This is a genomic window from Xanthomarina sp. GH4-25, from assembly GCF_045363175.1.
In the GTDB taxonomy this organism is placed as follows: Bacteria; Bacteroidota; Bacteroidia; order Flavobacteriales; family Flavobacteriaceae; genus Xanthomarina.
In genome coordinates, this window is record NZ_JBJFLO010000003.1 from 300656 (window position 1) to 323389 (window position 22734).

At 31.4% G+C, this 22734-nt stretch carries 17 protein-coding genes; 10 read left to right on the top strand and 7 right to left on the bottom strand.

The window, feature by feature from the left end:
* The first annotated feature begins 91 nt into the window (after positions 1-91).
* The 6 genes from ACI5KZ_RS05945 (at position 92) to ACI5KZ_RS05970 (ending at position 6683) form a co-directional block, all read left to right on the top strand.
* Positions 92-1438, top strand: coding sequence for a sigma-54-dependent transcriptional regulator (locus tag ACI5KZ_RS05945; RefSeq protein WP_406847195.1), 1347 nt, complete (start codon positions 92-94; stop codon positions 1436-1438).
* Complete coding sequence (locus ACI5KZ_RS05950; protein WP_109309435.1) at positions 1428-2771, top strand: PAS domain-containing sensor histidine kinase; 1344 nt, start codon at positions 1428-1430, stop codon at positions 2769-2771. Before ACI5KZ_RS05945 ends, ACI5KZ_RS05950 begins: the two co-directional genes overlap by 11 nt.
* A gap of 146 nt (positions 2772-2917) precedes the next feature.
* A complete protein-coding gene (locus ACI5KZ_RS05955; protein ID WP_109309436.1) occupies positions 2918-3820 on the top strand; it encodes a mechanosensitive ion channel family protein in 903 nt (300 codons plus the stop codon).
* Positions 3821-3929: 109 nt separating this feature from the next.
* Positions 3930-4520: a HupE/UreJ family protein gene (locus ACI5KZ_RS05960; RefSeq protein ID WP_109309437.1), complete on the top strand. Its 591-nt coding sequence runs from the start codon at positions 3930-3932 to the stop codon at positions 4518-4520.
* 122 nt (positions 4521-4642) lie between these two features.
* Positions 4643-5074 carry a dCMP deaminase family protein gene (locus tag ACI5KZ_RS05965; protein ID WP_109309438.1) on the top strand — a complete coding sequence of 144 codons (432 nt, stop codon included), beginning with the start codon at positions 4643-4645 and terminating at the stop codon, positions 5072-5074.
* Between the two features lie 16 nt (positions 5075-5090).
* Positions 5091-6683, top strand: a complete 1593-nt coding sequence (locus tag ACI5KZ_RS05970) for a S41 family peptidase (RefSeq protein WP_109309439.1) — start codon at positions 5091-5093, stop codon at positions 6681-6683.
* On the opposite strand, the gene ACI5KZ_RS05975 is transcribed toward ACI5KZ_RS05970, so the two are convergent.
* Positions 6680-7282 carry an FAD-dependent oxidoreductase gene (locus ACI5KZ_RS05975; protein ID WP_406847196.1) on the bottom strand — a complete coding sequence of 201 codons (603 nt, stop codon included), beginning with the start codon at positions 7280-7282 and terminating at the stop codon, positions 6680-6682. The genes ACI5KZ_RS05970 and ACI5KZ_RS05975 overlap by 4 nt on opposite strands.
* Entirely contained in the window at positions 7282-7485 is a 204-nt protein-coding gene (locus ACI5KZ_RS05980; protein WP_406847197.1) for a hypothetical protein, read from the bottom strand. The genes ACI5KZ_RS05975 and ACI5KZ_RS05980 overlap by 1 nt, the downstream gene beginning before the upstream one ends.
* A 114-nt stretch (positions 7486-7599) precedes the next feature.
* Between ACI5KZ_RS05980 and ACI5KZ_RS05985 the strand changes: the two genes are divergently transcribed.
* A complete protein-coding gene (locus tag ACI5KZ_RS05985; RefSeq protein ID WP_109309442.1) occupies positions 7600-8169 on the top strand; it encodes a DUF3109 family protein in 570 nt (189 codons plus the stop codon).
* A gap of 7 nt (positions 8170-8176) precedes the next feature.
* Here the strand turns inward: ACI5KZ_RS05985 and ACI5KZ_RS05990 are convergent, their stop codons facing one another.
* Positions 8177-10156, bottom strand: coding sequence for a tetratricopeptide repeat protein (locus ACI5KZ_RS05990; RefSeq protein ID WP_406847198.1), 1980 nt, complete (start codon positions 10154-10156; stop codon positions 8177-8179).
* A 4-nt stretch (positions 10157-10160) separates the two neighbouring features.
* Positions 10161-10895 carry a LytTR family DNA-binding domain-containing protein gene (locus ACI5KZ_RS05995; protein WP_109309443.1) on the bottom strand — a complete coding sequence of 245 codons (735 nt, stop codon included), beginning with the start codon at positions 10893-10895 and terminating at the stop codon, positions 10161-10163.
* 570 nt (positions 10896-11465) lie between these two features.
* Between ACI5KZ_RS05995 and ACI5KZ_RS06000 the strand changes: the two genes are divergently transcribed.
* Both ACI5KZ_RS06000 and ACI5KZ_RS06005 read left to right on the top strand, forming a co-directional pair.
* Positions 11466-12455 carry a ribonucleotide-diphosphate reductase subunit beta gene (locus ACI5KZ_RS06000; protein WP_406847199.1) on the top strand — a complete coding sequence of 330 codons (990 nt, stop codon included), beginning with the start codon at positions 11466-11468 and terminating at the stop codon, positions 12453-12455.
* 212 nt (positions 12456-12667) lie between these two features.
* Positions 12668-15166 carry a ribonucleoside-diphosphate reductase subunit alpha gene (locus tag ACI5KZ_RS06005; protein WP_109309445.1) on the top strand — a complete coding sequence of 833 codons (2499 nt, stop codon included), beginning with the start codon at positions 12668-12670 and terminating at the stop codon, positions 15164-15166.
* A 181-nt stretch (positions 15167-15347) separates the two neighbouring features.
* Here the strand turns inward: ACI5KZ_RS06005 and ACI5KZ_RS06010 are convergent, their stop codons facing one another.
* On the bottom strand, positions 15348-17651 hold the full coding sequence (locus ACI5KZ_RS06010; RefSeq protein WP_109309446.1) for an inorganic phosphate transporter: 2304 nt from the start codon (positions 17649-17651) through the stop codon (positions 15348-15350).
* Between the two features lie 69 nt (positions 17652-17720).
* Positions 17721-18923, bottom strand: coding sequence for a porin (locus tag ACI5KZ_RS06015; RefSeq protein WP_406847200.1), 1203 nt, complete (start codon positions 18921-18923; stop codon positions 17721-17723).
* A gap of 377 nt (positions 18924-19300) precedes the next feature.
* On the opposite strand from ACI5KZ_RS06015, the gene ACI5KZ_RS06020 reads away from it, so the two are divergent.
* The gene (locus ACI5KZ_RS06020) at positions 19301-19657 is read left to right on the top strand and encodes a toxin-antitoxin system YwqK family antitoxin (RefSeq protein WP_109309448.1); all 357 of its coding nucleotides are present in this window, start codon (positions 19301-19303) and stop codon (positions 19655-19657) included.
* Positions 19658-19733: 76 nt separating this feature from the next.
* Here the strand turns inward: ACI5KZ_RS06020 and ACI5KZ_RS06025 are convergent, their stop codons facing one another.
* A complete protein-coding gene (locus tag ACI5KZ_RS06025) occupies positions 19734-22598 on the bottom strand; it encodes a TonB-dependent receptor (RefSeq protein WP_109309449.1) in 2865 nt (954 codons plus the stop codon).
* Positions 22599-22734 lie beyond the last annotated feature (136 nt).

The following is a 22734-nucleotide window of genomic DNA, read 5'->3' on the forward strand; positions in this document are numbered from 1 at the left end:
ATATGTTCGAAATTGACACACTTTTTTAGTGGTAAAATATTTTGTTTTTCTTAGGTTTATTTGCTGAATATAAAGTTGTAATATTGTATCAATGGTATTAAAAGAAGCTAAAATATTAGTTATAGATGATGATTTTGATGTGCTAACAGCACTACGTCTTTTATTGAAACCTTTGGTAAAAGAGGTTGTTGTAGAAAAGAATCCGAGTAATCTTAATTTCCAAATGGATAATAATAAGTTCGATATTATTATTTTGGATATGAATTTCAATGGTTTAGTAAATACTGGAAATGAAGGGATTTTTTGGTTAAATAAAATTAAAGAAAAAAACCCCGAAACAGCCGTTATTTTAATTACGGCTTATGCTGATATTGATTTAGCAATTAGAGGACTGAAAGAAGGGGCTTCAGACTTTTTAGTAAAGCCTTGGAAGAATGATAAGATTATTAATACCATTATATCTTTACTGGATGCAAAAAAATCTTTTGGAGGGAAACCGAAACTTCGTAATGTACAGAATTCTGAAATTATAGGTGAAAGCAATGCTATGAGTGCTGTTTTCTTGAAGCTTAAAAAAATTGCACCAACAGATGCTAACGTTTTGATACTTGGAGAAAATGGAACTGGAAAGGATTTGATTGCAAAAGCACTTCATGAAAATTCAAACAGACGTAATAAACCATTTGTAAAAGTAGATGTTGGTTCTTTATCTGCTTCACTTTTTGAAAGCGAATTGTTCGGTTATAAAAAAGGCGCATTTACCGATGCAAGAGAAGATAGAAAAGGGCGTTTTGAAGCTGCACATGGTGGTACTATTTTTTTAGATGAGATTGGCAATATTAGCCTAGGTCAACAAGTAAGATTATTAACAGTTTTACAAAACAGAGTGGTCACGCCTTTAGGCTCTAATGAATCCATTCCTATCGATATTAGATTGATTTGTGCCACAAACATTGACCCAAAAATTCTAGCCGATGAAAAGAAATTCCGAAAAGATTTAATTTATAGAATCAACACAGTAGATGTTATTGTACCTCCTCTAAGAGATCGAGAAAATGATGTGACCTTGCTCTCAAAACATTTTATTTCAATCTATGCAGATAAGTACAATAAAAGCGCCATTACCTTAGATTCTGGGTTTATTTCAAAATTAAAAAAACACCAATTTCCCGGAAATGTAAGAGAGCTTCAATATGTTCTAGAACGTGCAGTTATTATGGCAGATGAAAATATATTAAAACCCGAAGACCTTGTGTTTTCATCTATTGAAAGACCAACAACAACAAGCTCGATGCCCACAACAAATTTGGATGAACTTGAAAAACAAGCCATTTTAACAGTTCTTGAAAAAAATAAAGGAAATGTCACTAAATCTGCTAAAGAACTTGGTATTACCAGAGCTGCTTTATATAGACGATTAGATAAATATGAACTATAAAGGCTACATTTTAAAGCTCTTTTTAAGAATTCTACTTTTAGTTGTAGCGATTTTTTCTTTCGCTTATGTTCTTTTTTTAAAGAAAACAGTATTTGAAGTTCTATTTGGATTTATAATTCTGTATTTGTTATTTGATTTATATGCATTTGTAAAACGAAGATTTGCAGCCATTGGCGATTTTTTTGAAGCTGTTAAATATCGCGATTTTTCAAGATGGTTTCCAGAAGATCGTGGTCCAAAAGACATTCGGTTTCTATACACGGGTTTTAATGAAATTAATAGAACTATTAAAGAAATTAATTCTAAAAACGAAGCTCAATATGTTTACCTCCAGAAAATATTAGAAATGGTCGATATAGGTATTATTGCTTTTAATATTGAAACAGGAAATGTTTTATGGTCTAACGATTCTTTTAGAGAAACACTGGATGTTCCTGCATTTAAAAATATCCGTTTTGTTGAAAGCAGACAACCAGAATTGTATAATACTATTTTCGAAACCTACCACAGAGAGCCAAATTCTATTACCATAGCTGTACAAAACGAAAAGATTAAAATATTGATTTCCGACACGGTTTTTCAAGTAGATAATGACGCCTTTAAATTAATAGTTGTTCAGAATATTGATGACACTTTGAATAAAAACGAGTCTGAAGCATGGAAGAAATTATTAAGTGTTATGACTCATGAAATTATGAATTCCATTGCGCCAATTTCATCTTTGGCAGACACACTTCAAAGAAACTTACAATTAACCTTAGAAAAACCTGATGACTATAAGCTTGAGCTAGAAGATCTTAATTCAGGAATTAAAACCATTAAAAACAGAAGCGAAGGATTATTAAAATTTGCAAAAACATATAGAAGCTTAAGCAAAGTCACACATTTAAATCTTCAAAGAGTTAAAATTGTAGAGCTTTTTGACAGCATTCAATTATTGATGGAACCATCTATAAAATCTAAAAATATTGAGGTAGAATTTAATGTCTCTTCGAAAAAATTAGAACTTGACATAGATGCACACCTGATTGAGCAGGTTATGATAAATCTTATTTTAAATGCTATAGATGCTTGTAAAGAGCAACCAAATCCAAGTATTAAAATTATTGCAGAAAAAATGCCAAATAGAGACGTTGCCATTAAAGTTTATGACAATGGTTCCGGAATACCACAAGATATTATGGAAAATATTTTCGTGCCTTTTTTTACTAGTAAAAGTACTGGGAGTGGTATTGGACTAAGCCTGTGTAAACAAATTATGCTTCTGCATAAAGGCAAGATTTTGGTAAACAGTAAAGAGGGCGAAGGTTCTGTTTTTAGTTTGGTTTTTTAAAGGATACAAAGTCTGATTTTCAGCTATTTTCACTAAGTGTTACATTGTTTTATTTCATATAACAGTTAAAAATAATGTTGTTTGAAACAATTTAGACCTAATTTAGATTGTATTTTAGAGAACTACTAACTCTATAAACTTTTAATATGATTGAGTCTATAAAAATTTTTGAAGATTCCCTAAGCGCCTATTGGAATGATTTTGTTGCCAGTGTTCCAAAAATTATTCTAGCTATTTTACTTATAGTTATAGGCTTTTTATTAGCGAATGTTATTTCTAGATTATTCAAAAAAACCATTCTATTAAGAACTCAAGACCCATTAATGATTAATTTTCTGTCTAAAACAGTAAAACTGGGTGTATTAATATCCGTGATTATGTTGGCTTTAAATGTGGCAGGGCTTGGAGGTGTAGCAGCAGGTATGTTAACTGCTGCAGGAGCTTCTGCTGTAATTATTGGTTTTGCCTTTAAGGATGTAGGAGAGAATTTTATTTCAGGAATTATCTTGTCGTTTAACAGACCTTTTGATGTTAATGATACAGTTATGGTAGATACTATTTTTGGAAAAATTACGTCTTTAGAATTTCGATATACCAAATTAAAAACGTTTGATGGTCGCGATGTATATATTCCAAATAGTGATATTATAAAAAAAGCCGTTTACAATTATACCGAAGACGGGTTCTTTAGGTTGGATTTTATGGTTGGTATAGATTATGAAGATGATATTGATTTTGCTAAAAAAGTTATTTTAGAAGCTGTTCGGGCGTCGGAAGGGGTTATAGAAAATACAGAACACGAAAGTTTTGTAGTAGTTGATTCTTTAGGAGTAAGTACGGTGAATTTAAAAGTGTTGTTTTGGACCGAAACTAAGGAATATCGAAAAAGAGCAAGTGAAGTAAAAAGTAGTGTAGTTAGAAATGTCAAACAAGTCATTATGGAAAACGGATTGAATATGCCAGCCGATATTACCGAAATAAAATTATACGGCTCGCAAACCAGTATTCCAGTTACTGTAGATTATATGGATAAGAAAGAAAACTCCTAATTATTTTGGCTTTATTTTGTAAGTAATATAAAGTGATTTATAGACCAAGTTATTGCCATTTCATTATAAATTGTATCTTTGAAAACACCCAAATAAACAACAATAAACAATGTTTGAAAATTTCTGGTTTCACGTTGAATATGGCATCAATCACGTTTTAGATATCAATGCCTACGATCATGTTCTTTTTTTAATTGTACTAGCTGTCCCTTATCTTTTTAAAGATTGGAAACGCGTGATACTTTTAGTATCTTTATTTACTTTAGGTCATACGCTGTCTTTGGTTCTTGCTGCTTATAATGTAGTAAGTGTTAATGGACAATTGGTGGAATTTTTAATTCCAATAACCATCTTAATTGTTGCCGTTTTTAATGTGTTTACTGCAGGAAAAGGCGCTCAAAAAGAAAGGGTTGGCGTGTTGTTTTTCTCTGCTTTATTCTTTGGTTTGGTTCATGGATTAGGTTTTGCAAGAGAGTTTAGAATGTTGGTTGGTCAATCTGAAAACAAATTAGTAACCCTCTTAGAATTTGCATTAGGTATTGAAATTGCCCAAATAATTATTGTTTTTGTTATTCTATTTTTAGGCTACATCATGCAAACAGTATTCAGGTTTTCTAAACGCGATTGGGTAATGGTTATTTCAGCAATTGTAGTTGGATTGGTGATTCCAATGATTTTGAATAGCGATTTTATAGCTTAAACTAAACTTCAAGTTTACCTAAAGTTTTCATAAAACTTTAATTCACAGGTTGTAATTAAAATACTTACAGCCTATCTTCGTTGTATATTATTAAATTAGATTTTTCACCTTGTTAAACATTTATGAAGGAACACAAACAGCTTAAATACGATAAAGCTTATTTAAGAATTGCTAAAGAATGGGGAAAATTATCTTATTGCGAACGTAAACAAGTTGGCGCAATTATTGTTAAAGATAGAATGATAATCTCTGATGGATTTAATGGCACACCAACGGGGTTTGAGAACTTTTGTGAAGACGACGAAGGTTATACCAAATGGTACGTGCTTCATGCAGAAGCTAATGCCATTTTAAAGGTCGCATCTTCAACACAATCTTGTAAAGGAGCTACCTTATATATTACATTATCTCCATGCAAAGAATGTAGTAAATTGATTCATCAAGCTGGTATTATTAGAGTTGTTTATAAAGAAGCTTATAAAGATGATTCTGGACTGCAATTTCTTAAAAAAGCAGGGATAGACCTTGTTTTAATAGAAGATTTAAAAGCTTAAAATAGTAAATAGTATCATGAAATTAAAGAAAAAATATTTACCACTTATAATTGGTGTTGCAATTGCAGCAGGTATTTATATTGGGGGGAAATTAAATTTTTCTGATACTTCAGATAGATTATTTACCAAAAACAGCAAAAAAGACAAACTAAATAGACTTATAGATTTTATTGACTATGAATATATAGACGATGTGAATACAGACAGCATCGTTGATGTAACGGTTAATGGCATTCTAAACAATCTAGACCCGCATTCGGTATATATTCCTAAAGAAGATATGGAGCGTGTGGCTGATAATATGAAAGGAGATTTTGTTGGTATTGGTATCAATTTCTACACCTATAAAGACACTATTACGGTAATTAGAACCATTGATGGTGGACCAAGTGAAAAAGCTGGAATTATTGGTGGAGATAGAATTATTATGGCAAATGGTGATTCAATTTTTGGTAAAAATATGAGCAATAACGATATAATTAAAAGGTTAAAAGGACCAATTAATACGCTTGTAGATTTAAAAGTATATCGTAGAGGGGAACCAAAAATTTTAAATTTTACAGTAAAAAGAAATCACATTCCAATTAGTTCTGTAGATGCAGCTTATATGCTTACAGATAAATTAGGGTATATTAAAATTAATAGGTTTGCCGAATCGACTTATAAAGAATTTAAAAAAGAACTTAGTAAATTACAGAACGAAGGAATTACTGAAATAGCAGTCGATTTAAGAAATAACCCAGGAGGTTTTCTAGGCGTAGCCGAACAAATTGTAGATGAATTCCTTGAAGACGATAAACTAATTCTGTTTACAAAAAACAAACGTGGTGATATTGAAAAAAGCTTTGCCACAAAAAAAGGTTCTTTTGAAAAAGGACAAGTTTATGTGCTAATCGACGAAAATTCGGCTTCGGCTAGTGAAATTGTTGCAGGAGCCTTACAAGATAACGACAAAGGGACCATTGTTGGTCGTCGTTCTTATGGAAAAGGCTTGGTACAACGTGAAATGGAATTAGGAGACGGATCTGCTGTAAGATTAACCGTTTCTAGATATTATACGCCAACAGGACGTTCCATTCAACGCTCTTACCAAAATGGAAATAGAGATTATTTCGATGAATATTTTGATCGAATAAAAAGTGGCGAACTTTTAGATCCAGAAAAAATTGAAGTCGCAGACTCACTAAAATTTACAACTCCTAATGGAAAAGTGGTTTATGGAGGTGGAGGGATTATTCCAGATGTGTTTGTACCTTTAGATTTAAGTATGCAAAACGAAACACTTACGTTTCTTGAGAGAAGAGGTTTTATTAGCAATTTTGTTTTTGAATTACTAGAACAAGATCGGCATGCTTACGACAGTATTTCTAGAAATGAGTTTATTAAGGATTTTCAGTTTAACGACGATATGGTTCTGGATTTTCAGAATTATTTAAACGAAAAAACCAAAGCTAACATCACTTTTGTCGCTTACAACGAAGAAGTCAAACAGTACATTAAAGCGACACTTGCAGATCAGCTTTATGGAAATGGTGCTTTTGAAGAAGTTATCAATCAATCTGATATTATGATTGAAGAGGTTATTACATTAAGTAATCGAGGAAATTAAATTTTATCATGAATTTTAGTATGCTCACCATCATTCCAAAATGTTAAAATATCTGTAGCCACTTGAGCGCCACTACCACATGCTATAGCAAACTGACTTCGCCAACCAGCAAGTGTACCAGCAACATAAAGACCATCGATAATTTTATGATCTTTATTTTTTAACCAAATTCTGTTTTTCTCTGGTTTAGTTCTAGGATGAGGTTCAATGTATTTGTCTAAACCTTTAATATTCATTAAATTAGTATAGCCAACAGCAACAACTACCATTTTAGAAACATATTCTGCTTTATTGGTTTTTACAATAAAACCAGAGCCATTTTTAATAATTTCTGTAGCTTTTTCATGAACTATTTGTTGAACATGTGGATATAATAAAGTTAGTTGTTCAGTGCCGTTTGTAAGAATGGAAGATCCAGTTGTTCCTGGAGTTAACCCTAACACATTATTAAATAAAGCATTTTGCAGATGCGACGTTTTTTGATGTGTTATAATTCCAATCTGTTTGCCTGCTGCAAAAGCTTTGTCTTTTGCAGAGCCTAAAACCAAAGCACAAGAAAGTCCAGAGGCGCCACCTCCAATTATTAAAACATCAAACATTATTTATTTTGTTTTACGTGTTTTTCAATTTTTTTCGAAAGTCTTAAAATTTGTAACAGAATTAAAGCACACATTGAAGCAAAAATAGTAATAAAGGCAGTAATGCTACCGTCTTCTAAAGGGGAATTAAAATTAACTTTCGTGAAGTTGTACACAATTAAAATAATGGCAATTAATGATAATAGAATTTTGAAAATTTTCATCTGTTTTAAGTTTAAATATTAACAACTTTTCTCACCTTACAAATTTCGCTAATTTGAATGAATATTAGGTCTTTTTGACGTTTTATTTGTGTTTTTTAAATGTATCTTTGCTACATGTTTCAATTAGGAAAAACCATTGTTTCGGAAGACATTATTGAAAAAGATTTTGTCTGTAACCTATCAGCCTGTAAAGGTGCCTGCTGTATAGATGGCGATGCTGGAGCGCCTTTAGAGAGTGATGAAACAAAGATTCTAGAAGATATTTATCCAAAACTAAAACCTTTTTTAAGAAAAGAAGGTATTAAAGCCATCGAAGAACAAGGAGTTTTTATTACGACTGAATTCGGGGATTTTGAAACACCTTTAATTAATAATGCCGACTGTGCCTATGTAATTTTCGATAAAAGAGGAACAGCATTATGTGCCATAGAAGAGGCTTATAATCAAGGTGAAATTAGTTGGAAAAAACCAGTGTCTTGTCATTTATACCCTATAAGAGTAAAAGATTATACAGAATTTTCTGCTGTAAATTATGATAAATGGGAGATTTGCGATGACGCCTGTACTTTGGGCAAAGAATTGCAAGTGCCTATTTATAAGTTTGTAAAAGAAGCGCTTATTAGAAAATTTGGTGAAGATTGGTATACCGAATTAGAAAAGGTTGCTAAAGGTTATAATCGATAATTAGGGCTTAAGCTGTTTTTAGAACAACTGTTTTTATTGGAATATTTACAATCACTTTGGTTCCGGAAGGTTTGTTGTTTTCAAATAGATCTTCAATATCAATCTTGTAATCGTTTGTAAATCCTTTAGAAAAATTTGCAAGTCGTGCTTTTGTAATATTTATTCCAACAGATTTTCTTTTTAATTTTTTCTGACTTTTAATTTTCTCTGAAACAGATCGACCAACACCATTGTCTGTAATAGTAATAGTGATGTAATCGGAATCTTTTTGAGAAACATGTAATTGAATATTCTTCTCCCCAGTTTTAGAGGATAATCCATGCCAAAGTGCGTTTTCTAAAAAGGGTTGTAAAATTAATGAAGGAACTTTTATAACCGAAGGATTTACTTTATCATCTATATAAGTCTGGTAATTAATTTCATTAGAAAAACGCATGTTTTCAATGTTCATATACAAGGTCATGGTGTCCAGTTCATCTTGTAAAGAAATTTCTTTTTCTGTAGAAGCGATCAGAATTTTCCGAATAAGTTTAGAAAATTTATTTAAGTAATAAACAGCATTTTCTTTTTCATTATTAATAATATATAGTTTTATGGAGTTTAAAGAGTTGAAAATAAAATGAGGATTCATTTGATTACGTAACATTTCTTGTTCTAGTGTTACAATTTTCTTTTCATCTTTTAATCTGCGTTGTGTTTGAAGAATAACAAAAAAACCAACAATCAAAATACCTCCTAGTAAGCTTAGCAACAGAATTTTTCTGTTTTGAATTAATCGTAATTTTACAATTTCGTTTTCACTAGCTAAGGCTTTTATTTGGTTGTTTTTCTTTTCGCTTTCATATTTTAAAATTAAATCGCTTACGTATTGAAAGTTTTTTTCGTTAGTAATCGATTTGTCTAATGCGACATATTGTTGATAGAATTCAAGAGATGTTTTGTAGTTTCTCAGTTCTTCGTTAAGTTGCGATAGATAATTGTAAGTTTCAGATTCTTGAGATTTTAAGTTGAATTTTTTTGCAATTTTTAAGGCTTCATTTAAGCACTTTTCAGAAGTTTTAAAATCTTTTGTTTTTAAATATATTAAACCTAAATTAGAGTAGGAAAGAGAGATGTAATATTTATCGTTTATAATTTTTGCTTTTGCTAAGGCTGTTTCGATAATTGGTAATGCTTCATCAAAGTCGCCTTTTTGTATGTCTATTTTTCCAATGCTATTGTAACAAATTACACGACCAATGTCTGAGTCTATGTCATTATTATATTTTAAAGAGGTTTTGTAATTAATTAATGCGTCATCGAAATAACCTTTAGCTTCTTGTGCATAACCAATATTGTGGTAATTTATAGCCAAACCTAATTTATTGTCTAGTTCCTTTTCTATCTCTAAAGATTTATAAAACAGTCCTAATGCTAAATCATATTGTTTAAGAGCCAGATAAATATTTCCCATACTATTTTGAGAAATGGCAATATTATGTTTTAATTCAAGAGTAATGGGTTTGACACTTTCAGCTAAATCTAAAGCTTCTTTATGGTAATCTAGAGCTGTTCTAATAACATCTAACCTTCTGTAAACAACACCAAGCATGTTTAAACTAATTACTTGCAAGACAACATTGTCTGCTTCAATAGCTTTTTCTAGGGCTTCTTGATGTGTCTCTATGGCTTTATTATATAGAGAAAGGTTTCTATATGTTTCCCCAAGCTGGTTTAACGAATAACTTTCACCAACTAAAGAGTTTGTTTCTCTACTTTTTTTTAATAGATACTGCATTTTTAGAGTATCGTTTTTAGTCTTATCAAAAGCATCATTAAAAGCTTGATGTGTTTGGGTTTTATTCTTTAATACCTGTGTTACTTTAGCTTGAAATAAAGAATCTATGTTGTTTTGAGAAGTGCTGATTAATGGAGAAAGTAAAAGTGATAAAAATAAGATTGCTACTTTTTTTAATGTCATTATATGTAATAATAGATGAAGATTCATGACATTATAATTTGTTTAAAAAATCTGTTTTTCGTTGTCTAGCAACTGGAATTTTATCGTTAGATTCCATAACCACGTAACCATCATTTTTAACAAACTCTTTAATTTTATTTAGATTAATAATATAAGAGTTATGGATTCTAAAAAAACAGCTTTCAGGTAAAAGAGCATCAACTTCTTTTATTTTCTTTGTTACAACCATTTTTTGATTATTTGTTAGCATAAATGTGCTGTAATTGCCATCAGATTCAATATATAAAATATCATCAATATTTAAGAAAACAAGCTTCCCATCTGTGTTTATGATAACTTTTTGATGTTTTAAGTTCGCATTAAAGTTTAGTAAAACCTCTTCAACTTTTGCCACCGAAATATTATTAGCATAAAATTTTTTAATTTTTTGTATCGTTTCGCTTAAATCATCAGAATCTATAGGTTTTAATAAATAATCTATAGCTTCATTTTTTAAAGCCTTTAAGGCGTATTCATTATATGCTGTTGTAATAACTATAGCAAAATCCTTATGGACTAAACAATCCAAAAATTGAAACCCATCCATGGTAGGCATGTTTATATCTAGAAACAAACAATCTGGAGTATGCTTTTTTAAATAAGCTATAGCTTCTTCTGGTTTAGTAAACGTTTCAATAATTTGAACATCGTTACTAAAGTTTTCTAATTCCCAAGACAAACTTTGAATTGCTTTAGGTTCGTCGTCTACAATTACGGCTTTTATCATATATTCAAATATAACAATATATTGTTTTTAATAATAGTTTAGATGTATAGTTGGAAGTGTTTCTTGTATAATGAGCATTTTTAACCTAATTTTTTATTAATGTAAAAATTAGCTTACCAACTATACAGTATTTTATACCAACTATACAAAATCTCATTTTTGTTTCATAAAAATAGAGATATTTGTATTGCTATTAATTAAGGGATATGCATTTCATTTTATAATGTTTGCTATTAATCGATCTAAAAAAGTCAGTTTATGCTGACTTTTTTTTATGCAAAAAATTCAACTTTTTTATTAATAAACTTAGTGTTTGCCTTGCTTGTACAGCTGTTTAACATATATTTTCTTACTTAATATATTGTTTTTTTGTAATTTCAAACAACTGAAAATCAAGTATATAAAGCTTTTAGGGTTAGAGCGCTATATTTTGAAACTTTCTTTTTTTGTTAAAAACTTGTTTACAATGTTTATAACTTAACCTTTCATTTTCGAACTCATTTTTGAATCTTTGTTAGTTCCAAATTACACCGAATTTTTCAGTGAATTTTAATCATAAAACCATATAATATGTCTGAAGCTGTAGAACCAATTTTACAAGAAAACAAAGATAGATTTGTAATTTTTCCTATCCAACATCATGATTTATGGGAGTGGTACAAGAAATCTGAAGCCAGTATGTGGACAGCTGAAGAAATTGATTTACATCAAGACCTTACAGATTGGACACAGAAATTAAATGACGATGAGCGTTATTTTATCAAACACGTTTTAGCATTTTTTGCGGCGAGTGATGGTATTGTAAACGAAAACTTAGCAGAAAACTTTGTAAGTGAAGTACAATATACTGAGGCTAAATTTTTCTATGGTTTTCAAATTATGATGGAAAATATTCATAGCGAAACGTATTCTTTACTTATTGATACTTATGTAAAAGATGAAAAAGAAAAAGCAAATTTATTTAATGCTATAGAAACGTTTCCAGCCATTAAAAAGAAAGCAGACTGGGCTTTAAAATGGATAGATTCTCCAAGTTTTGCTGAACGTTTAATTGCTTTTGCTGCTGTTGAAGGTATTTTCTTTTCAGGATCGTTTTGTTCCATATTTTGGTTGAAAAAACGTGGTTTAATGCCTGGTTTAACATTCTCAAATGAGTTGATATCTCGTGATGAAGGAATGCATTGCGACTTTGCAGTTCACTTACACGAACACCACTTAGTAAATAAAGTTCCAAAAGAACGTATTAGAGAAATTTTAGTAGATGCTTTAGATATTGAAAGAGAGTTTATTACAGAGTCTCTTCCAGCAAGTTTAATTGGAATGAATTCTAAATTAATGTCACAATACTTAGAGTTTGTAACCGATGGATTGCTTCAAGACTTAGGTTGTGAAAAAGAATATGGAACAGCAAATCCATTCGATTTTATGGATATGATTTCGCTTCAAGGCAAAACCAACTTCTTCGAAAAACGCGTGTCTGAATACCAGAAAGCTGGTGTTCTAAACAAGGAAGAAGAAGAGAATAAATACGATTTTGGTTCAGATAATTTCGATTTCTAGAGCCATTACAATAATCAAAAATAGAATTATTTTAATTGGCTTCGTGTCGCTTTAGTCGTATCGATTTCAACATAAAGTGTTACAGCCAGTTTTAATTTCAATATAAATAATAATTAATTCAGCTATTAATCAGGTTTCTACCGATTAATAGTAACTAACTAATCCCTTTTTCTGAATGGTTGCTTCAGAAAAAAACTAAAAACGTGTAGCATATGTATGTATTAAAAAGAGACGGAAGAAAAGAACCAATCATGTTCGACAAGATTACGGCAAGAGTTCGTAAATTATGTTATGGACTTAATGAGCTTGTAGACCCTATTAAAGTAGCAATGCGAGTAATTGATGGTTTATACGATGGTGTTACAACAAGCGAATTGGATAATTTGGCAGCAGAGCAAGCAGCAACGATGACAACTGCTCACCCAGATTATGCACGTTTAGCTGCTCGTATTTCAGTTTCTAACTTACATAAAAATACAAAAAAGACTTTTAGCGAAGTTATGACAGATTTATATACCTATGTAAATCCTAGAAATGGCAAAAAAGCACCTTTATTAAGCGACGAAGTTTACAAAGTTATTCAAGATAATAAAGAGCAATTAGATTCGGCAATTATCTATAATCGTGATTTTGGTTATGATTACTTCGGATTTAAAACCTTAGAACGTTCTTACCTTTTAAAATTGAATGGTAAAATTGCAGAACGTCCACAACACATGTTAATGAGAGTATCTATTGGTATTCACCTTAACGATTTAGAGTCTGCTATAGAAACGTATGAGTTGATGTCTAAAAAATACTTTACACACGCGACTCCAACATTATTTAATTCAGGAACACCAAAACCACAAATGTCATCTTGTTTCTTGTTAACAATGAAAGATGATAGCATTGATGGTATTTACGATACTTTAAAACAAACAGCTAAGATTTCACAATCTGCAGGAGGAATAGGCTTATCTATTCACAATGTTCGTGCAACAGGAAGTTATATTGCAGGCACAAACGGAACAAGTAATGGTATTGTACCAATGCTTAAAGTCTTTAATGATACGGCTCGTTATGTCGATCAAGGTGGAGGAAAACGTAAAGGAAGCTTTGCTATGTACATAGAGCCTTGGCATGCAGACATTATGAGTTTCTTAGATTTAAAGAAGAATCATGGAGCTGAAGAATTACGTGCTCGTGATTTATTCTACGCCATGTGGATGCCAGACTTATTCATGAAGCGTGTACAAGAAGATGCCCAATGGACCCTAATGTGTCCTAACGAATGCCCTGGATTATGCGATGTACATAGTGAAGAATTTGAAGCATTATATACAAAATATGAAGCTGAAGGGAAAGGGAGAAAAGCGATCAAAGCAAGAGAGCTTTGGGAAAAAATATTAGAATCTCAAATTGAAACAGGAACGCCTTACATGTTGTATAAAGATGCAGCAAACCGTAAGTCAAACCAGAAAAATTTAGGAACCATTCGTTCTTCAAATTTATGTACTGAAATTATGGAGTACACATCTCCAGACGAAGTTGCAGTATGTAATTTAGCGTCTATTGCTTTACCAATGTTTGTTAAAAATGGCGAGTTTGACCATAAAGAATTATTTAGAATCACAAAACGTGTCACTAAAAACTTAAACAGAGTTATAGATAGAAATTATTATCCAGTAAAAGAGGCTGAAAATTCAAATTTCCGTCATAGACCAGTTGGTTTAGGAGTTCAAGGATTAGCAGATACGTTTATTAAATTAAGAATGCCTTTTACCAGTGATGAAGCTAAAAAATTGAATCACGATATTTTTGAAACATTATACTTTGCTGCTGTAACAGCAAGTATGGAAGAGGCTGAAAAAGATGGACCTTACCAAACTTATGAAGGATCTCCAATAAGTAAAGGAGAATTCCAATACAATCTTTGGGGAATTAAAGACGAAGAGCTTAGTGGACTTTGGGATTGGGCAAAACTACGTAAGCAAGTTTTGAAAAACGGTGTACGTAACTCGTTATTAGTGGCTCCAATGCCAACAGCATCAACATCACAGATTTTAGGAAATAATGAATGTTTTGAGCCTTACACATCTAACATTTATACACGTCGTGTATTATCTGGAGAGTTTATTGTTGTAAACAAACATTTATTAGAAGATTTAGTAGAATTGGGCCTTTGGAATGAAGAACTAAAAAACGAAATTATGAGAGCTAATGGGTCTGTACAAAATGTAGACTGTATTCCTCAAGACATTAAAGATTTATACAAAACTGTTTGGGAATTGTCTATGAAGGATATTATAGATATGTCTCGTCAACGCGGTTATTTTATAGACCAATCGCAGTCTCTAAACTTATTCTTAGAAGGAGCTACCATGGCTAAGTTAACCTCTATGCATTTTTATGCATGGAAAAGTGGCTTAAAGACGGGTATGTATTATTTACGAACAAAAAGTGCAGTAGATGCTAAGAAAGTAACTATTACAAGAGAAGTTAAAGCAGAACCTGTTGCTGAAGTACAAGAGGTTGCAGTAGATAATATAGCTCAGAAACAACAAGTGGCAGCTGAAACTGCAGTGAAATTTGCAAAGCAAACAGCAGAGAAGGTTGCAGTTGAGCCAATAAAAGTTGAAGCAGAACCAATGAGTGCAGATGAAATGAAAGCATTAATTGCTCAAGCTAAAGAAGCTGAAGGTGATGATTGCTTGATGTGTGGTTCTTAATTAAATTAGATTTAAGTGTTATTAAAGCATCTCTTTTTGAAGTTTCGAAAGAGGTGCTTTTTTTAGTTTAAAACAGATAAATCTTCCTCCAAAGTAGCTATTTGTTTAAAAATAATATGAAAGTCATACTAACAAAAAAAGCGCCAAATAAAGGCGCTTTTTAAATTTAATTTTTAAACTTTTATTCTCCTTGCTCATCAGCTATTTTAGCTGGTTCTACTGAACTGTCATGAGAATTATGATACTCTTCTAATAAATTCATGGTAGCTGTAAGTAAATCCCTTGTTTCTAATAAAAGACTAAAGTATAAAGTCGTATTTTTTGGACTGGATTCTTCCGTTCTAGTACGTTCTACTTGTTTTTGAATCTTATCAGAAACCAAAGAAATAATCTCTTTTTTTCTAGTTAAAATAATACCAATTTCTTCAAAAGATCTCGAGTCAAATGCTTTGTAAGTGTTGTTAAAGAAAAGTTCAAAACGTTCATCAACTTCTTTTAGCTCTTTTATTTGACTAAACTTAAGTTTCTTATGGTTGTTATGAATGTGTTTGTGACTTACTTTGGCAATATATTCCAAAGATTGGGTCATGTCTTGTAAGTAGCCTAAAACATTAATATAAAAATTACTTGCACCAATACTAGATTCATCTAAATTTTTAATGAAGTAAAAAATGTTATCACGTAAATCATCAACTTCATTTGTTAATTTAACAACTTGCTTTTTACTCTTTTTTAATAAACTTAAATCTTGTCTTGCAAGTCCAACAATAGCATTAGAGTAAATTCTATTAGAACGTTTCACGACGTTTGCAATGTTTTCAGCACTTTCATGAATAACTCCTTGTACAGAACTGCTTTCAGCTCTTCTTAAACTATCTTCAGCATTACTTTCTTTCGTTTTTTTATTGTGAGCTACGTAATTTCTTACTATCAAACCAATGGCTGCCAATAATAAAATTGGAAACATAATAGGTAAATTTAAGTTGAGTAAGTAAGCCACTAAAGCTGCAGCTGAAAACGCGATAATTGCTGTAAAAAACCAGCCACCAATAACATTAAGAACACCTGCCACTCTATATACGGCACTTTCTGCTCCCCAAGCTCTATCTGCTAACGATGTTCCCATGGCAACCATAAAGGTTACATAGGTAGTAGATAAAGGCAGTTTCATTGAAGTTGCTATAGAAATTAATACAGCTGCAACCATTAAATTTACGGCTGCTCTTACTAAATCGAAAGCAGGCATTTCAAAAGTTTTGTCTCTTTTTAAAGTAATTACTGGCTTTTCAAACTGTTTTTCAATTTTAGCTTGCCAAGATTCTGGTAAAATATAAGATGACATTTGAGACGATAACATAGCAATTCGTACAAAACCACGAGATAAGAAATTAGGTTGAAAACGCTCTTTTGTATCTTCTTGACTTGAAAGATCCAACGATGTTTTTACTACATCTTTAGCTTTACTAGAAAACCATAATGTAACAACCATTATCAATCCAGCTGCAACTAATAAATAAGTTGGAGTAGGTACTTTATCGGCAAGGAAACCCATACTGAATAACTCTGCAGACACACCTGAATCTGCCCAAGCAACATAAGATTGCCAACCAGCGATAGGCACACCAATAAAGTTTACCAAATCGTTCCCTGCAAAAGCAAGTGCTAAAGCGAAAGTCCCAACCAAGATGATAAGCTTATAAATATTCGTTTTAAAAACTGAAATGAATAAAAAAGATAAAAGCGACCAAAAAATCATGCTTACTGATACAATTAATAGGACATGAGTTTCTAAGTAATGACTGATTGTTTCGCCATTAATTATGTCGAAGGTTTGTTTAGCATAAGATGTACCCTTTAAACCTTTCATGAAGATAAAATAGGTAATAGACGTTAAAGCAACACCACCAAATAAAGCTCCTACCCATTTCGCTTTTCTTTCAAAATTAAAAGAAAGTAAAACCCTAGCAATGTATTGAACAAAAGCACCAATGGAGAACGCGACAACTACAGAGAGTAAGATTCCTATAATAATTTCAGCAGCTTTAGTAGTATTAATATAATTAATAACATCGACCAAACCACCACCATCATGACCTATTTTAATAAGAGCCATAGCAACGGATGCTCCTAATAACTCAAAGACAATAGATACAGTAGTTGATGTAGGCATACCAACACTATTAAAGAAATCAAGTAATAAAATATCTGTAATCATGACAGCCATAAAAATGATCATGATTTCATTAAACATAAATTCATGAGGATTAAAAATCCCCTTTCTAGCTACCTCCATCATTCCGCTAGAAAATACGGCTCCAACAGCAACACCAACACTGGCTACTATCATAATCGTTTTAAACGAAATGGCTTTCGACCCAATGGCAGAATTAAGAAAATTAACTGCGTCGTTACTAACTCCTACTACTAAATCGGCAATAGCCAAAATAGCAAGAGCAATGATCATTAATAAGTAAATATTATCCATATATTATTTTAATATCGTTTGCAAATATCTAAAGTGTTTTTAATAGACATGTTATCTAAATGTTATTAATTAAAAGTGAATGTCAAATTGAAGCCTATACGCTAAACGACTATTAAAGTTATCTGTATCTACATAAGTAACATCTGATTGTACTTTTAATTTATGTCCAACAATATATTTTGAAACTCCCAAGGTGTATTCATTTACCAAATCTTCTCCAGTAATTCCTTTATTTAAATCTACATTAGAATAACGACCTGCTATTTCCCAATTAGATTTAAATAAATATCCTGCTTGTAGGTTTATGGCGGTTCCTACCTGTACCACTTTACCAGTTGGTGTGCCATCTTTTTCCTTAGCAATTGGATCTTTGGCATCACGATTAGCATATTCGCCCATAAAAGAAAAGCCTTTGTGTTTAAAAATAGCATCAACAAAAAACGTTGTAATATTCGTTTCGAAAAAACCGTCTTCAATTACCATATAAGACCCTTGATTGCTTCTAGTTTTTACAGCATTATTGTTAAAATCATAAGTGACTCCAATGGCAAGTTTTGGGGTTTCAGGTCTGTTTAAAGCGCCACCTAAATAATCACCTTTACCTGGAAATAATCCTAATGGCAAGAATTCTAAGCGACTTGTGTATTGAAATCCACCAATATTTCCAGTAGTGACGTTTCTTCCCTCTCCTTGAGAAATAGCTAAAGCTTCTCTAATCACAAAGGTGTCTGTTAGATTAAAATGGTGTCTAATTTGAATCCCTAAATCCCTATCTATATTAAAACCCGCATTCAAAATAGAACGATCAACAAATTGTAAGTTTCCAGAAGAGATAACTCGTTCTCTATTGCCTGGTAGTTTGGCTTGACCAAACCATAATTCGAAATTTTCGTAGAAATTCCACTTCATAACAGCATCAAGAATAAATCTTGGGGTGTTACTTGTGTAGATGGATGAACCGGCCATGTCTCTATTTGATAAACCAAGTTCTATTTTGTATTTTAATTTTGGAGTTAAAGCGTAACCATCAAATTTTAACCTGGCCCTTCTAACTAAAAAAGCTGATTCTCCATGTATGAAATCACCATGGTTGTTTTCCCAACTTGCTAATGCTAGAAATTGCATTCTTGCACCAACTTTCATTGACCAAGTACTGTCTTTTCCAACTAGATTAAAAATGCCTTTTCCAAATGAAGGAGATTCAATTTCTTGAGCTTTCGAATGACTTATTACACTTAAAACAAGTATAATAAGAATAGCTTTAAATTTCATAAAGAGTTTTTAGTTTTTGTCGCTGCAAAGAACCAACTCTAATGTTAAATTAATGTTTCCTAAAGATTAAATCTAATTTATAATAAAAAAGGCTGCTTCGGCCAAAAGCAGCCATAGAATTCATTATAATATAGTCGACAAAAACTAATAAATTATATGAAATTACTAATTGATTGTCTTAAGACAAAACAAATATCTTTATTTGTCTCCATATTTTTGTAACCTAAATATTAAGTAATTGCTAAATTATAAAAACATATAATATCTTTATAATCAGAATATTGAAAGCTTAATGTTAAATTAATGTTACGTGAATGTTGTTTTAATGTTACGGAATTGTTATATTTGATTTGTAATAAATTAATACCCGAATAATTATGAAAAGAGTTATAGTATTTTTTGCCTTTTTAATGACAGTGGGTTCTTTTGCACAAGAACAAATTAGTCCTAAAGCTGAAAAAATAGGAGATAAAATAGAGGTTACATATTTTTATGAAAATGGTGCTGTTAAGCAACAAGGGTTTTTTAATCAATCAGGGAAGTTACACGGAACTTGGACCAGTTATGATATAAATGGAGAGAAGCTTGCTGTAGGTAATTATGACAATGGGAGAAAAGTTGGTAAATGGTTTTTTTGGTCGGATGATACTTTGAAAGAGGTTGATTTTGTAGATTATAAAATTGCAACAGTAAATGAATGGAAGAGTGATTCTAAACTAGCAATAAGAAATTGAGCATTAGTTTGACTTAACAAAAAAGCCCTCTCAATAATTTGAGAGGGCTTTTTTGATGTTTAAAGCTAAGCTTTTATTAAAAGGAATAGCTATATCCTAAAGAAAATTCTGTTCCAGGTTTTCTTTGCGAATAAATTAAATCCGTTGCATTATAAGATTCATATAGGCTTTCTCTGTCATCACCAAGTATGTTATTGATTTTTAAGTCTATTGATGATTTTTTGTTTTCGCCAAACTTTTTATTTAGAGTAAAATTTAGACTATGAAATGCTTGGCTATAAACATCAGGTATAATACCAGTTCCAACAACTTCTAAAGCCTTGCCTTGAACATTATAAAATAATCCAACTTGAAAGTCATCATTATCATAATCAAAACCTGCATTAATTAAGAATGGAGACTGGCCTTGTAATTCTCTTTTTCTATCGATACTTTCTCCTTCTCTGGCTGCAAGAACTCTTCTGTTATATTCACTATCAGACATTGTTAATTCAGAATAAATATAAGAAGCATTAATGTTTAATCTCAAATTCCCTAAGCTATTAGTTAAAAACCCAAAGTTTTGTCTAAACTCAATTTCACCTCCAACTACAGTCGCATCTCCTAAATTTGAAACTGTTAATTGAAGTGGAGAAGAAGGGAAGAAGACTGTTTCAAGTGGGTCATTAAATCCTTTATAAAATCCACTTACAGCAAACATTTGACCTTTTTCTCTAAATAACTCATATCTAACATCGAAATTGTTAATATATGTTGGTTTAACAGGTTCATATATAACAGAACCATTCTGATCAAAAATCCCAAAACCATTACCAATAAAAGTTCTATTAGTAATTGGATCAAAAATTTGAACTCGTGAAGATTCTTTAAAAGAAGGTCTTGCAGTTGTTCTTGAATAGGAAGCTCTTAAATTAGATTTATCGGATAGAGAATATATAACGTTAGCCGATGGAAAGAAATCGAAATTGTCAATGGTATTTACGTCATCATAAATTAAACCTTGTGCAGTTTGACCTGAGTAATACAATTGATATAATTCAGTTCTTAATCCTAAAACGGTTTTAAGTTTTTCACTTAAATTAAATTCGTTTGAAATATATGTAGAATATACAAACTGTTCCCCTTCATATGCGTTCGAAGCGTTAAATGTCTGATTGTTTGCTGTTGAAATTAAATAGGTGCCTTGGTTGCTTTCTGGTGTCCATAAATTTTGATCAATTAATAATAAATTTGTGTCTCCATTTGGAACAACTAAATTTGTGGCACTCATAAAAAACTCATCAATACTAAAATCTCTAAATTTATAAATATAACCACCTCCTATTTGGAATTTTGCTGGTTTTCCAAACAGCTTATATTTTTTATCAAAATCAGCTTTAAACACCCAGTTTTCTTCTAATAAATTTCTCCAAATTCTAGTTGGGTTAGTAGTTGTACTAGGGTTTATTACATACTCGTTCTCTTGTGTAACTAATAATGGCGTTATTCTATGGTCTTTGTCTTCTACTTTTGAAAAGGAAGGAGATAAGGTCCAATCGAAATCCCATCCTGAATTTACACCTAATTTATGATTTCCACTTAAATTGAAATTTGTAATAGACCTTTCAGTATATAAAAGGGCATCCTTAACCACATTTTCATAAGCACCACCAGCATTATCTTGGGATAATTCCTGATCATAAAAACCGGCAGAAGACTCTCCATTCTGTATATGCAACAAAGTAAATTTATATTTAGATAAATCGGTTTTGTAGGTTAATCCTCCAAGTGCACTTATTAATATTTCATTTATACCTTCATCACCAACAGTATAGAGTGAATAACGGGGTTGGTAATCGTTTTTGTCAGCGTCTTTAATAGCTCCACCATCAATTCTGCCTTCATAAAATTTTGTATTATTTTTATAAGATGCAGATGCTAAATAGCCTATTTTATTACCGTTATTAAGTTCAAATTGGTTGCCTGCAGTAGCTCCTATATTAAAATTAGGGTTACTTGTAGCCTTATCTGCTTTTAGTTGTTCTTGAAATCTATTTGTTAAACTAGTTAGCAAAATTTTATTTTCAAAAGTTCCGGGAATTGGCTGGTATCTGTTTATAGGTCTATTTCTAGTGCCATCGTCATATCCCCAAAAATCTGTATTACCACCTTTATAAGTTAAAAAATTATTATTGAAGTGCATGCTTGGATTATAACCAAAACCTAAAGAAAGACTATATTCTGCTTTTGTTGGAAAATCTTTTGTAACAACATCTACTATTCCTCCGGTAAAATCAGCTGGTTGGTCTGCTGCTGCAGATTTAATAACTAATACATTGTCGATAATGTTTGTAGGAAATACATCCATTGGAATGGTGTTTCTATCTGGGTCTAATCCAGGAATATCGACTCCGTTTAATATGGATTTAGTGTAACGGTCACCTAGCCCTCTAACATATACGTATTTATCGCCTTGAACTGAAACGCCTGGGACGCTTTTAATAGCACTTGCAATATTGCTTGCTCCCGTTTTTTTTATGCTTTGAGCTGAAAGTCCATCTAAAACAACAACAGATTTGCGCTGAATATTTAATATCGCATTCTCAGTATTCCTTTTTGTACTAGTAGTAATTATTATTTCATCTAATGAATTTGTGGTTAGAGTTAGATCTAAAATAACGACTTCATTAGCATGTATAACAACGTCGCTTACTTCTTTGGTTTCATATCCTACATAAGAGAATACAATTGTATAGTTACCAGGCTCTAATTCAAGTTCATACTTGCCATCAAAATCTGTTGTTGTTCCAGTTGTAGTTCCTTTTACTATAACATTGGCAAAAGGAAGGGGGTCAACAAATTCTCCGTCAATTAAAGTACCTGCTAATTTTCCGGTTTGTGAGTAACCAAACAAAGTAATAAACAACAAAGATAGCGTGAATAATATTTTGTTTTTTTTCATCTGAGCTTTTTTGTTATTTCTTAACTTCCAGGGTTTGCTATAAAAACAAGTGTGTATATTTCTATAGTTTTTCCTAATTTTTAAGAAAGATTAAAAAAAGCACTAAAGCTAGATAAGATAAGCTTTAGTGCTTCAT